Below are 11,960 nucleotides of genomic sequence, written 5' to 3'. Positions count from 1 at the left end.
TCCGTTCACTTTCGATTGCAGGTCACTCGCCATGAATCCAACCGCGCATGCCTCCGCCCCCCTCGCCGAAGTCTACGATCTCGCCGTGATCGGCGGCGGGATCAACGGCGTCGGGATCGCCGCGGACGCTGCCGGACGAGGATTGTCGGTGTTCCTTTGCGAAAAGGACGACCTCGCGCAGCACACGTCTTCCGCCAGCAGCAAGCTGATCCATGGTGGCCTGCGCTACCTCGAACATTACGAATTCCGCCTGGTGCGCGAAGCGCTGGCGGAGCGCGAGGTGCTGCTCGCCAAGGCGCCGCACATCGTCAAGCCGATGCGTTTCGTCCTACCGCACCGGCCGCACCTGCGTCCCGCCTGGATGATCCGCGCCGGGCTGTTCCTCTACGACAACCTCGGCAAACGCAAGCAGTTGAAAGCCTCCCGGGGCCTGCGCTTCGACCTGGCCTCGCCGCTCAAGCCGGAGATCCGCCAGGGTTTCGAGTACGCCGACTGCTGGGTGGACGACGCGCGCCTGGTTGTGCTGAATGCCATGACCGCCCGCGAGCACGGCGCCCATTTGCACACCCGCACCCGCTGCGTCAGCGCCCGGCGCAGCAAGGGCCTCTGGCACATCCACCTGGAGCGGGCCGATGGCAGCCTGTATTCGATCCGCGCCCGCGCGCTGGTGAACGCCGCTGGCCCCTGGGTGGCGCGATTCATCAAGGAAGACCTCAAGCAACCCTCGCCCTACGGCATCCGCCTGATTCAGGGCAGTCACATCGTGGTGCCGCGCCTCTACGAGGGCGAGCACGCCTATATCCTGCAGAACGAGGATCGGCGCATCGTGTTCGCCATCCCCTATCTGGAGCGCTTCACCCTGATCGGCACCACCGATCGCGAATACCGTGGCGACCCCGCGGACGTGAAGATCAGCGAGGAAGAAATCGACTACCTGCTGGCGGTGGTCAACGCACACTTCACCCGTCCGCTGGACCGTTCGAACATCCTGCACAGCTTTTCCGGGGTGCGGCCGCTGTGCGACGACGAATCCGACGAGCCTTCGGCGATCACCCGCGACTACACCCTGTCGCTGTCCGGCGATACGGGCGACGCGCCCTTGCTTTCGGTGTTCGGCGGCAAGCTGACCACCTACCGCAAACTGGCCGAATCCGCGCTGGCGCTGCTCGCCAGCCATTTCCCCACCCTGGGCCGGGCCTGGACCGCCGAGGCGACGCTGCCGGGCGGCGAAGGCATGACCACTCCAGAGGACCTGGCGCGCGCTCTGCGCGACCGTTTCGACTGGCTGCCGGAATCCCTGGCGCGGCGTTGGGCCGTGACCTACGGCAGCCGGACCTGGAAGATGCTGGACGGTGTGCGGAGCCTGGACGACCTGGGCGAATGCCTCGGCGGCGACCTCCACACCCGTGAAGTCGATTATCTGTGCCGGGAAGAATGGGCGGTCGACGCCAGCGACATCCTCTGGCGCCGGACCAAGCTCGGGCTCTTTCTCGCCCCCGCGGAACGACAAGCCCTGGCCGACTACCTGCGTGCGCGTGCCGTGGAAACGTCCGCGCCGGGCCTTGAGCAGCCACGCGGCACCGATCGAATCGCTGGATAGTTTCGATACGAAAACAGGGAACATCGCGGCGCTTCTCCGGCTTAGCATCTACGCCTCGTCCACGAGGAAATCGCCATGAACGCCGCCGACACGCCCCGCCAGGTCTTGCAGCAATCCACCGGCCGCCCCGCATCCGACGGTGCGGGGGTCAATCTGATCCGGGTGTTCGCCGAACGCGGCGACGGGCGCTTCGACCCCTTCCTGATGCTCGACGAGTTCGGCTCGGCCAATCCCGACGACTACGTGGCGGGCTTCCCTGCGCACCCCCACCGCGGCTTCGAGACCGTCACCTACATGCTCGAAGGGCGCATGCGCCACGAAGACCACCTGGGCAACCTGGGCCTGCTGCGCGACGGCGGCGTGCAGTGGATGACCGCCGCGCGCGGCATCATCCACAGCGAGATGCCGGAACAGCAGGCCGGCGTCATGCGCGGTTTCCAGCTCTGGCTCAACCTGCCGGGCAAGGACAAGTTGAGCGAGCCGTCCTATCGCGACTTCGATCCCAGTGAAATTCCCCGGCTGCGCACCTCTGGGGGCGTGGAGGTCAAGGTGATCGCCGGTCGCTATGAAGACGGCGAAATCAGCCAGCCAGGCGCGGTGCAGCGCCCGCACACCGATCCGCAGATGTTCGATCTCGACCTGCCGCCAGGCGGCCGTGCCGCGCCACGCCTTCCCGATGGGCATCGCCTGTTGCTCTACGCGTTCGAGGGCGAACTGGAAGTCAACGGAACGGTGCTGAGCAAGGGTGGCCTGGCCCTGCTGGCGGAACGCGGCAGCCTGGAGCTCGCCAGTGGCGGCGGCGCACGCGTGCTGTTGCTGGCGGGAAGGCCCCTCGGCGAACCCATCGTCCAGTACGGCCCCTTCGTGATGAACACCCGCGAAGAAATCGATCAGGCCGTGAGGGATTTCCGCGCCGGTCAACTGACCGGCTGAGCGGAGGAAATACCCGCCCATTATTGAGAATAAGTCTCATACAGGATAGATTGACCGCCCTTTCACCTGACTGATCCGGCGATGTTCAAGGAACGCGAAACCCTGCTGTGCGTCTCCCACGCGATAGCCGTGAGTCGTCCCATCCGTGTGTGCGGATGCCAGACGCCCGGCGGACCATGTCCCGAGCGATCCCTCGACCCGCGCGCCGTCGCGCGGCCATGGGTGTCCCGGTCAGCTCGGCACCTACTGGATGCGCGGAGGCATGGGCATCCAGGCGCTACGCGGGCGCGGCGATTCCCGGCGATGCGCGAGGCAAGACGATGAAGGCCGCGGCCTCGCTTCCCTTGCGCTATCGCCTGGCGGTCGCCTCGCGCAGCCTGGCGGCCATCCTCGGCGGTTATGCCCTGGCCACCGCCAGCAGCCTGTGCCTGGCCCTGTGGTTGCCCCTGGCCCGCTCCGAAGCGGTGCTGGTCGGGACCATGGCGAGCTTCCTGGTCTATTGCTGCGCGGCCCTGTGGGCGTTCGCCTGCCGGACGGCGCTGTCCGCCTGGATCGGGATCGGCGTGCCGGCGGCCCTGCTCGGCGCCCTCGCCTGGCTGGCGAAACAGGGGGCCTCGGCATGAAGGGGGGGTTCCGCCAATCCATGGCCTGGCTGCATACCTGGACCGGGCTGGTGCTGGGCTGGCTGCTGTTCGCCATTTTCCTGACGGGTTCGGTCAGCTACTTCAAGGAAGAAATCGACCACTGGATGCATACCGAGCGGCATGCCCTGGAGGCCGACCGGTTATCCCTGGAGCGGGTGATCGCGCAGATGCAGCGCCTCGCGCCGGACGCGCCGAGCTGGACGCTCGCCCTGCCGGACGCGCGCCGGCCGACGGTCGAGGCCTTCTGGCCGGGAGGCCAGGGCCGGCGCTTCGGCAGCGCCACCCTCGATCCGGCCAGCGGCGACGAACTGCAGGGCAAGCCCACCCACGGCGGCGAGTTCTTTTACGCCTTCCATTTCCAGCTCTGGCACCTGAACCCGATCACCGGACGGATCATCGTCGGCATCGCCAGCATGTTCATGTTCGTGGCCTTGATCAGCGGAATCGTCACCCACAAGAAGATCTTCAAGGACTTCTTCACCCTGCGCCCGCGCAAGGGCCAACGCTCCTGGCTCGATGGCCATAACCTGTCGGCCGTGCTGTCGCTGCCGTTCCACCTGCTGATCACCTTCAGCGGCCTGGTCATGCTGATGCACATCTATATGCCCTGGCCGATGCTGGCGCAGTACGGCGATGAACGCCTCAAGCTGTTCAACGAGATAGCGCCTCGGGTCCAGGAGATTCCCCGCAGCGGCACCGGCGCCGCGTTGCCGGCGCTCGCCCCGCTGCTCGAGCAGGCCCGGGAGCGCTGGAACGGCGCGCCGGCGGGCAGCCTGGTCATCCACAACCCGGGGGACGCCAATGCGCGCATCGAGGTCGTCGGCGCGGACCGTGACCGGCTCAGCCGCATGGGTGCTCGGCTGGTGTTCGATACCGATGGCAGGCTGGTCGAGGAAGTCCGCGCGCCACAACCGGCGGCGCAGGTCTATCACGTCCTCTACGGCCTGCACATGGGGCGTTTCGCCGAGCCGGCGCTGCGCTGGCTGTACTTCGTCTGCGGCCTGTCCGGTTGCTTCATGATCGCCAGCGGCCTGGTGCTCTGGGTGGTGAAGCGAGCCGCCCAGGCGGGCAAGCAAGCCAGCGTGCCGAGGGGGCTGCGCCTGGTGCAGGTGCTCAACGTCGGCTTCCTCGCCGGGCTCCCGCTGGCCATGACCAGCTACCTGTGGGCCAATCGGCTGCTGCCGGCGGGACTCGCCGAGCGAGACGCCTGGGAGGTCCATGTGTTCTTCATCACCTGGACCCTGGCGTTGCTGCACCCGCTGGCGCGCGGACACCGGCGCGCCTGGGTCGAACAACTGGCACTGGGCGCGGCGCTGCTGTTCAGCCTGCCGTTCCTCGATGCCGCGCTCGGGCAAACGTCCTGGCCAAGGGGCTGGGCCTACGCAGACTGGCTGTTGAGTGGCTTCGACCTGGCCTGCCTCGGCCTGGGCACCCTGCTCGGTTGGCTGGCCTGGAAGGTCGCGCGCCATCGTCCGGCGGTCAAGCCGGCTCGCACGCAACGGCCGGCCAAGCCGGCACCGGGGCCGCGCCCACGGGAGCTGGACATCGGCGACGAGCCGACCCTGGCCACGGAGCGACACGGATGATCCTGCTCGCCCTGAGCCTGGCCTATGCCGGCTACTGCGCGCTGTGCCTGGCGATGAACCGTCACCACAGCGATACCTTCGGAGCCCCGCCGAGCGCCCGGCGCGCGCGCCTGCTGCGCGGCATCGGCGGGCTGGCGCTGGCGCTGTCATTCACGCTTTGCGTGATGGCACGCGGCGCGCCGCTCGGCAGCGTGCTGTGGGTCGGCCTGCTGGTGGCCGCCGGGCTGCTGCTGGTCCTGCTGCACCCCTATGCGGCACGCTTGTGCGTCGGCCTGGCGATCGGCGCACCGCTGCTCAGCCTGGCGCTCCTGCCATTTGCCTGAAGACTTGCCCGCGCCTTGAGGCGGACGCGCCTCAGCTCTCGCGGACGTCGAGGAAATCCAGGAGCGCCGACTTGCGCGCCATGGCGTCCTGGTAGCCCAGCTCGATCAGTTCGTTGCAGTAGCCCGGCTCGAACAGCAGGTAGCTGAGCACGCCCGCCCCGCTCGCCTTGGTCGCCCCCGGGCCGCGCAGGAACAGCCGCAGGGCGCGGGGCATTTCGCGGCGATGGCGGGCGGCGATCACGTCCAGCGGCTGGCTCGGCGATACGATCAGTACCTCCACCGGCTTACTGCCCAGGCCGCGCGAACGCCGCTCCTGGGGAATCGCCAGGCTCATCTGGTTGACCCGTTCGAGAATCTCGATATCGGTCTCCAGGTTATCGACGAAAGTGCTGTTGAGCATGTGGCCGCCGATCTGCGCCAGGGTCGGCGGCCGGCCGGTCCGCGCGCGCACCGCGCCGTCGGCGCCGTTGCGGCTGTTGCCGCTCACCCCGACCACCAGCACCCGGTTGGCGCCCAGGTGCAGCGCCGGGCTGATCGGCGCGGACTGGCGCACCGCGCCGTCGCCGAAATACTCGCGCTGCAGCTTCTCCGCCGGAAAGATCAACGGGATCGCCGAGCTGGCCATCAGGTGAGGCACACCGAGGCGGGTGGGCACGCCGACGCGGCGATGGCGGAACCAGGGATCGATGGTCGCCCGGCCCTGGTAGAAGGTCACCGCCTGCCCGGACTCGTAGCCGAACGCGGTGACCGCCACCGCGCGCAGCTGACGCATGCGCACCGCCGCGGCGATTCCCGAGAAGTCCAGTTCGCGCTCGAGCAGGCCGCGCAGGGGCTGGTTGTCCAGCAAGGCGACGGGGTCGCTGCGTCCGAGACCGAACAGCCCCTGGCCGATGAAACGCCCGCTTTGCCGCGCGACCCCCGCCCAGTCGCTGCGGTACACCTGGGCGGTATGGAAACCCTGCCACACCTGGGTCAGCCGGCGGATCGCCTCGCCGAAGTGCAGGGCGCCGCAGGCCAGCCCCACCGCGTTGATGGCCCCCGCCGAGGTGCCGACGATCACCGGGAACGGGTTGCGCGCAGCGTTCGGCAGGAGGTCGGCGATCGCCGCCAGCACGCCGACCTGATAGGCCGCCCGGGCGCCGCCGCCGGAAAGGATCAGCCCGGTGACGGGCGAGTCGGTGGGAACGGCTTCGGTCATGGGTCGGCTTCCGGATTTTTGTGGCGAGTATAGAGGCCGTGGTTCAGCGGTGCCGGTCGTAGAGTTTCGCCTCGCCCGGCGGGCGGGTCTTGAAACGCCGGTGCGCCCAGAGGTACTGGGCGGGGCAGGCGCTGACCACCGCCTCCACCCAGCGGTTGATGCGCAGGCAATCGGCCTCTTCGCTTTCACCGGGGAAATCCCGCAGCGGCGGATGGATGACCAGGCGATAGCCGGAGCCGTCGGCCAGACGCTCTTGGGTGAAGGGCAGCACGCGGGCGCGGCCGAGGCGAGCGAATTTGCTGGTGGCGGTGACGGTAGCCGCCGGGATGCCGAACAGCGGCACGAACAGGCTCTGCTTGGCGCCGTAGTCCTGGTCCGGCGCGTACCAGATCGCACGGCCGGCCCGCAGCACCTTGAGCATCGCCCGCACGTCTTCGCGCTCGATGGCGGTGGCGTCCAGGTTGTGCCGCTCGCGCCCGCGGCGCTGGACGAAATCGAAGACCGGGTTCTTATGCTCGCGGTACATGCCGTCGATGGTATGGACCTGGCCGAGCAGCGCCGCGCCGATCTCCAGGGTGGTGAAGTGCAGCGCCATGAGGATCACCCCCTGGCCTTCCGCCTGTGCCTCGCGCAAGTGCTGCAAGCCTTCGATATGCGCCAGTCGCGCCAGGCGCTGGCGTGGCCACCACCAACTCATGGCCATCTCGAAAAAGGCGATGCCGGTGGAGGCGAAGTTTTCCTTCAGCAGCCGCTCGCGTTCGGCGGCGGACAGCGCCGGGAAACACAGCGCCAGGTTGCGCGCGGCGATGCGCCGCCGCGAGCCGACCGTGCGATACATACAGGCGCCGAGCATGCGACCCAGGCCGAGCAACGCCGGATAGGGCAACTGCACCATGAGCCAGAGGACACCCAGCCCGAACCACAGCGGCCAGAAACCTGGATGGAGAAAATAAGCGCGAAACCGCGGGCGCTGCATGACGACCCCGAAACCGATGAAGGGCCGGCATTCTAACCCGAGGCAAGGACCCGCGGCGCCTTACTCCCTGTAGCCAGGGCGGGCATTTCCGGCTATAAGTCCTCGCCATCCAAAGTTGTGGGCCGACCATGAGCCAAGCCGATCTCCTCGACCAAGAACCCGTGTTCCAGCTCAAGGGCAGCATGCTCGCCATCACCATCATGGAACTGGCGCACCAGGATCTGCAGCGCCTGGACCGCCAGCTCACCGACAAGGTCGCCCAGGCCCCGAACTTCTTCCAGAACACCCCGCTGGTGCTGGCGCTGGACAAGCTGCCGGAAGGCGAAGGCCCGCTCGACCTGGCGGCCCTCATGGGCCTGTGCCGCAAGCACGGCCTGCGAACCCTGGCGATCCGCGCCAGTCGCCCCGCCGATATCGCCGCCGCCAACACCCTGGACCTGCCGGTCCTGCCGCCTTCGGGCGCCCGCGAACGGCTGCTCGATCCAGTGGAAGGCGCGGCGAAGCAAAAGACGCCGGAAAAGCCCGCCGAGCCGGAAGTGCGGCCGACCCGGGTGATCACCACCCCGGTCCGTGGCGGACAGCAGATCTACGCGGCGGGCGGCGATCTGCTGGTCCTGGCCCCGGTGAGTGCCGGCGCGGAACTTCTCGCCGATGGCAACATCCATGTGTACGCGCCGCTCCGCGGACGCGCCCTGGCCGGAGTCAAAGGCAACGCCGGCGCCCGTATCTTCTGCCAGCAATTGGCCGCCGAGCTGGTTTCAGTGGCCGGTCAATACAAGGTCGCCGACGACCTCAGACGCGATCCCCTGTGGGGCAAAGCGGTTCAGGTCAGCCTGTCGGGTGACGTGTTGAACATCACCCGCCTTTAACGGATATACTGCCGCGGTTTTCAATCGTTCGACACGAGCCCGCCCCAGTCCATACGGGTTCGCGACGCGGCCTGCATGTTTTGAATTTCTTCATTATTTAGGGTGAATCACCTTGGCCAAGATTCTCGTTGTCACGTCCGGCAAGGGCGGTGTCGGCAAAACCACCACCAGCGCGGCCATCGGTACCGGCCTTGCCCTGCGCGGGCACAAGACCGTCATCGTCGACTTCGACGTCGGCCTGCGCAACCTCGACCTGATCATGGGCTGCGAACGCCGCGTGGTGTATGACTTCGTCAACGTCATCAACGGCGAAGCGACCCTCACCCAGGCGCTGATCAAAGACAAGCGCCTGGAGAACCTCTACGTGCTGGCCGCCAGCCAGACCCGCGACAAGGACGCCCTGACCATCGAGGGCGTCGAGAAGGTCATCACCGAGCTGGCGCAGAACTTCGAATACGTGGTCTGCGACTCCCCTGCCGGCATCGAGAAAGGCGCCCACCTGGCCATGTACTTCGCCGACGAGGCGATCGTCGTGACCAACCCGGAAGTGTCCTCGGTACGCGACTCCGACCGCATGCTCGGCCTGCTGGCGAGCAAGTCGCGGCGCGCCGAGAAAGGCGAGGAGCCGATCAAGGAACGGCTGCTGCTGACCCGCTACAACCCGGAGCGTGTCACCAAGGGCGAGATGCTCGGCGTCGAGGACGTCGAGGAAATCCTCGCCATCAACCTGCTGGGCGTGATCCCCGAATCCCAGGCCGTGCTCAAAGCGTCCAACCAGGGCGTGCCGGTCATCCTCGACGAGCAAAGCGACGCCGGCCAGGCGTACAGCGACGCCGTCGACCGCCTGCTCGGCAAGGAAATGCCCCACCGTTTCCTCGACGTGCAGAAAAAAGGTTTCCTGCAGCGGCTGTTCGGAGGTCGTGAATGAATATTTTCGACTTCTTTCGCGAACGGAAGAAGCAGAACAGCGCTTCGATCGCCAAGGAACGCCTGCAGATCATCGTCGCCCACGAGCGCGGTCAACGCAGCCAGCCGGACTACTTGCCCGCGCTGCAGTTGGAACTCGTCGAGGTGATCCGCAAGTACGTCAACATCGATCAGGATCAGGTCCAGGTCATCCTGGAAAATCAGGGCGACTGCTCGATCCTCGAACTCAACATCACGCTGCCGGATCGCTGATCCGCAGCCTGAGCACGACGGCGGCCACGGCCGCCGTCGGCGTTTCCGGAACCGCCCCATGCCGCTCTCGCAGATCCAGATCCTGCACCAGGACGCCGCCCTGCTGGTGATCGATAAACCCACCCTGTTGCTCTCGGTGCCCGGCCGCGCCGAAGACAATCGGGATTGCCTGGTCACCCGCCTGCAGGAGAACGGTTATCCCGAGGCACGCATCGTGCATCGCCTGGACTGGGAAACCTCGGGGCTGATCGTCCTCGCCCGCGACCCCGACAGCCATCGCGAACTGTCGCGGCAATTCCACGACCGCGAGACCGAAAAGGCCTACACCGCGCTGTGCTGGGGCGAGCCGGAAGCCGACAGCGGACGTATCGAGCTGCCCCTGCGCTACGACCCACCGACCAAGCCACGGCATGTGGTCGACCACCAGGAAGGGCGCCACGCCCTCACCTTCTGGCGCGTGCTGGAACGCTGCGGCACCTACAGCCGAGTCGAGCTCACCCCGATCACGGGACGCTCCCACCAGTTGCGCGTGCACCTGCTTTCCATCGGCCACCCGCTGCTGGGCGATCGCCTGTACGCCCATCCGGAAGCCCTCGCCGCGCATACGCGCTTGTGCCTGCACGCCAGCATGCTCAGCCTCAGCCATCCGCAGACCGGCGAGCGCCTGCGCTTCGAAAGCCCCGCGCCATTCTGAACCCCGCAACGAGTCTCGTGCTTTGCAGCGCGGGTGCCGCGCCAAACCATGCGCGGCGAAGCCTGGCCGCGCAAATGCGATAGACTTCGCGCATTCCCGTCTGGAGCCCCGTATGCGCGAAGAACTGAACCAGGGCCTGATCGACTTCCTGAAAGCCTCGCCCACCCCCTTCCATGCCACCCTCAGCCTGAGCCAGCGCCTCGAAGCCGCCGGCTACCAGCGCCTGGATGAGCGCGACGCCTGGCGCATCGAGCCGGGCGGCCTGTACTACGTGACCCGTAACGACTCTTCGCTGATCGCCATCCGCCAGGGCCGTCGCCCAGCGCTGGACGCCGGCCTGCGGCTGGTCGGCGCCCATACCGACAGCCCCTGCCTGCGAGTGAAGCCGAACCCCGAGCTGTACAAGCAGGGCTTCTGGCAACTCGGCGTGGAAGTCTATGGCGGCGCCCTGCTCGCGCCCTGGTTCGACCGCGACCTGTCGCTGGCCGGGCGGGTCACCTATCGCGCGGCCGGCAAGGTGGAGAGTCAGTTGATCGACTTCCAGACCCCGCTCGCCGTGATCCCCAGCCTGGCGATCCACCTGAACCGCGAAGCCAACCTGGGCTGGGCGATCAACGCGCAGAACGAGTTGCCGCCGATCCTCGCGCAACTGGCCAGCGGCGAACGCCGCGATTTCCGCGAGCTGCTCGCCGAACAGGTCGGCCGCGAACACGGCATCAGCGCCGATGCCGTGCTGGACTATGAATTGAGTTTCTACGATACCCAGAAAGCCGCCCTGGTCGGCCTGGAAGGCGACTTCATCGCCGGCGCGCGACTGGACAATCTGCTGTCCTGCTACGCCGGGCTGCAAGCGCTGCTGAACGCCGACGGCGAGGAAAGCTGCGTGCTGGTCTGCACCGACCACGAGGAAGTGGGATCCTGCTCGGCCTGCGGGGCCGACGGCCCCTTCCTCGAGCAGGTGCTGCGCCGCCTGTTGCCGGAAGGCGATGCTTTCGCCCGCGTCGTACAGCGCTCGCTGCTGGTGTCCGCCGACAATGCACACGGGGTGCACCCCAACTACGCCGACAAACATGATGCCAACCATGGCCCCAAGCTCAATGCCGGCCCGGTGATCAAGGTCAACAGCAACCAGCGCTACGCCACCAACAGCGAGACCGCCGGCTTCTTCCGCCACCTGTGCCTGGAGAACGAGGTGCCGGTGCAGAGCTTCGTCACCCGCAGCGACATGGGCTGCGGCTCCACCATCGGGCCCATCACCGCCAGCCAGATCGGGGTGCGCACCGTGGACATCGGCCTGCCCACCTTCGCCATGCACTCGATCCGCGAACTGGCCGGCAGCCATGACCTCGCGCACTTGGTAAAAGTGCTCGGCGCCTTCTATGCCAGCCAGGAATTGCCCTGATGCTTACCGGCAGTTGCCTGTGCGGTACGGTGAGCTACGCCATCGATGGGCTGGACATGCCCATCGGGCACTGCCATTGCCTGACCTGCCAGAAAGCCCACGCATCCGCCTTCGCCACCACGGCGGGTGTATTGCGCGAGCATTTCCGCTGGACCCAGGGCGAGGACAGGCTTTCATGCTACGAATCCTCGCCAGGCAAGGTGCGTCGCTTCTGTTCGGTCTGCGGCTCGCAACTGATCGCCGAACGCCCTGGGCAACCCCACGTGATCCTGCGCGTGGCCACCCTCGACCAAGACCCCGGCGCGCGGCCCGCCCAGCACATCTGGACCTCCCACGACCGGCCCTGGCTGACCACGGCTGAAGACGTGCCGATCTATCCAGAGTGGCCGTCTGGACGTTGAACTGTGAGTCTGCCGTCGCCACGCTGACCATGGCCCGCGCCGATCCGGCCGCCAGGGGCGTTCGAACATTGGCGTATGGAGGCTGACGTCGAGCCTAGACCGGACAAGACGAAATCGGTGAAGAAGCGACGTTGCGGATGACCAGCGAACCTTCC

At 67.2% G+C, this 11,960-nt stretch carries 13 protein-coding genes; 11 read left to right on the top strand and 2 right to left on the bottom strand.

Features of this window, described 5'->3' with window-relative positions:
- The first annotated feature begins 31 nt into the window (after positions 1–31).
- The 5 genes from glpD (at position 32) to OGL92_RS00370 (ending at position 5,086) form a co-directional block, all read left to right on the top strand.
- Positions 32–1,600, top strand: a complete 1,569-nt coding sequence (gene glpD, locus OGL92_RS00390) for a glycerol-3-phosphate dehydrogenase (RefSeq protein WP_263138659.1) — start codon at positions 32–34, stop codon at positions 1,598–1,600.
- Between the two features lie 75 nt (positions 1,601–1,675).
- Positions 1,676–2,533 (top strand): pirin family protein, encoded by an 858-nt coding sequence (locus OGL92_RS00385; RefSeq protein WP_263138657.1) that lies wholly within the window; start codon positions 1,676–1,678, stop codon positions 2,531–2,533.
- 320 nt (positions 2,534–2,853) lie between these two features.
- Positions 2,854–3,156, top strand: a complete 303-nt coding sequence (locus OGL92_RS00380; RefSeq protein WP_263138652.1) for a DUF3649 domain-containing protein — start codon at positions 2,854–2,856, stop codon at positions 3,154–3,156.
- The gene (locus tag OGL92_RS00375; RefSeq protein WP_263138649.1) at positions 3,153–4,763 is read left to right on the top strand and encodes a PepSY-associated TM helix domain-containing protein; all 1,611 of its coding nucleotides are present in this window, start codon (positions 3,153–3,155) and stop codon (positions 4,761–4,763) included. The genes OGL92_RS00380 and OGL92_RS00375 overlap by 4 nt, the downstream gene beginning before the upstream one ends.
- Positions 4,760–5,086, top strand: a complete 327-nt coding sequence (locus tag OGL92_RS00370; RefSeq protein WP_263138644.1) for a DUF3325 domain-containing protein — start codon at positions 4,760–4,762, stop codon at positions 5,084–5,086. Before OGL92_RS00375 ends, OGL92_RS00370 begins: the two co-directional genes overlap by 4 nt.
- A gap of 31 nt (positions 5,087–5,117) precedes the next feature.
- Here the strand turns inward: OGL92_RS00370 and OGL92_RS00365 are convergent, their stop codons facing one another.
- The gene (locus tag OGL92_RS00365) at positions 5,118–6,284 is read right to left on the bottom strand and encodes a patatin-like phospholipase family protein (RefSeq protein ID WP_263138637.1); all 1,167 of its coding nucleotides are present in this window, start codon (positions 6,282–6,284) and stop codon (positions 5,118–5,120) included.
- A gap of 43 nt (positions 6,285–6,327) precedes the next feature.
- Positions 6,328–7,260, bottom strand: coding sequence for a lipid A biosynthesis lauroyl acyltransferase (locus tag OGL92_RS00360; protein ID WP_263138635.1), 933 nt, complete (start codon positions 7,258–7,260; stop codon positions 6,328–6,330).
- Positions 7,261–7,388: 128 nt separating this feature from the next.
- Between OGL92_RS00360 and minC the strand changes: the two genes are divergently transcribed.
- The 6 genes from minC to OGL92_RS00330 all read left to right on the top strand — a co-directional run bounded on the left by minC (position 7,389) and on the right by OGL92_RS00330 (position 11,805).
- Positions 7,389–8,129, top strand: a complete 741-nt coding sequence (minC, locus tag OGL92_RS00355; RefSeq protein ID WP_263138632.1) for a septum site-determining protein MinC — start codon at positions 7,389–7,391, stop codon at positions 8,127–8,129.
- Positions 8,130–8,241: 112 nt separating this feature from the next.
- Positions 8,242–9,057 carry a septum site-determining protein MinD gene (minD, locus tag OGL92_RS00350; RefSeq protein ID WP_263138629.1) on the top strand — a complete coding sequence of 272 codons (816 nt, stop codon included), beginning with the start codon at positions 8,242–8,244 and terminating at the stop codon, positions 9,055–9,057.
- Positions 9,054–9,308 (top strand): cell division topological specificity factor MinE, encoded by a 255-nt coding sequence (gene minE / locus OGL92_RS00345; RefSeq protein ID WP_263138627.1) that lies wholly within the window; start codon positions 9,054–9,056, stop codon positions 9,306–9,308. Before minD ends, minE begins: the two co-directional genes overlap by 4 nt.
- A gap of 58 nt (positions 9,309–9,366) precedes the next feature.
- Positions 9,367–10,002: an RluA family pseudouridine synthase gene (locus tag OGL92_RS00340; protein WP_263138624.1), complete on the top strand. Its 636-nt coding sequence runs from the start codon at positions 9,367–9,369 to the stop codon at positions 10,000–10,002.
- A 112-nt stretch (positions 10,003–10,114) separates the two neighbouring features.
- Complete coding sequence (locus OGL92_RS00335) at positions 10,115–11,404, top strand: M18 family aminopeptidase (protein WP_263138621.1); 1,290 nt, start codon at positions 10,115–10,117, stop codon at positions 11,402–11,404.
- Complete coding sequence (locus tag OGL92_RS00330) at positions 11,404–11,805, top strand: GFA family protein (protein ID WP_263138616.1); 402 nt, start codon at positions 11,404–11,406, stop codon at positions 11,803–11,805. Before OGL92_RS00335 ends, OGL92_RS00330 begins: the two co-directional genes overlap by 1 nt.
- Positions 11,806–11,960 lie beyond the last annotated feature (155 nt).

Origin of the sequence: Pseudomonas sp. RIT-PI-AD, from assembly GCF_025642785.1 — a bacterium.
Classification (GTDB): Bacteria; Pseudomonadota; Gammaproteobacteria; order Pseudomonadales; family Pseudomonadaceae; genus Pseudomonas_T.
Note: the sequence above shows the minus strand (reverse complement) of the source record. Positions and strands in the feature narration are given on the sequence as shown.

Excerpts from the sequence above, each read along its gene's own strand:
- minC (WP_263138632.1), top strand. The coding sequence starts at position 7,389 with ATGAGCCAAGCCGATCTCCTCGACCAAGAACCCGTGTTCCAGCTCAAG.
- OGL92_RS00375 (WP_263138649.1), top strand. The coding sequence starts at position 3,153 with ATGAAGGGGGGGTTCCGCCAATCCATGGCCTGGCTGCATACCTGGACC.
- OGL92_RS00330 (WP_263138616.1), top strand. The coding sequence starts at position 11,404 with ATGCTTACCGGCAGTTGCCTGTGCGGTACGGTGAGCTACGCCATCGAT.
- OGL92_RS00365 (WP_263138637.1), bottom strand. The coding sequence starts at position 6,284 with ATGACCGAAGCCGTTCCCACCGACTCGCCCGTCACCGGGCTGATCCTT.
- OGL92_RS00385 (WP_263138657.1), top strand. The coding sequence starts at position 1,676 with ATGAACGCCGCCGACACGCCCCGCCAGGTCTTGCAGCAATCCACCGGC.
- OGL92_RS00340 (WP_263138624.1), top strand. The coding sequence starts at position 9,367 with ATGCCGCTCTCGCAGATCCAGATCCTGCACCAGGACGCCGCCCTGCTG.
- OGL92_RS00380 (WP_263138652.1), top strand. The coding sequence starts at position 2,854 with ATGAAGGCCGCGGCCTCGCTTCCCTTGCGCTATCGCCTGGCGGTCGCC.
- OGL92_RS00370 (WP_263138644.1), top strand. The coding sequence starts at position 4,760 with ATGATCCTGCTCGCCCTGAGCCTGGCCTATGCCGGCTACTGCGCGCTG.
- minE (WP_263138627.1), top strand. The coding sequence starts at position 9,054 with ATGAATATTTTCGACTTCTTTCGCGAACGGAAGAAGCAGAACAGCGCT.
- OGL92_RS00335 (WP_263138621.1), top strand. The coding sequence starts at position 10,115 with ATGCGCGAAGAACTGAACCAGGGCCTGATCGACTTCCTGAAAGCCTCG.
- glpD (WP_263138659.1), top strand. The coding sequence starts at position 32 with ATGAATCCAACCGCGCATGCCTCCGCCCCCCTCGCCGAAGTCTACGAT.
- OGL92_RS00360 (WP_263138635.1), bottom strand. The coding sequence starts at position 7,260 with ATGCAGCGCCCGCGGTTTCGCGCTTATTTTCTCCATCCAGGTTTCTGG.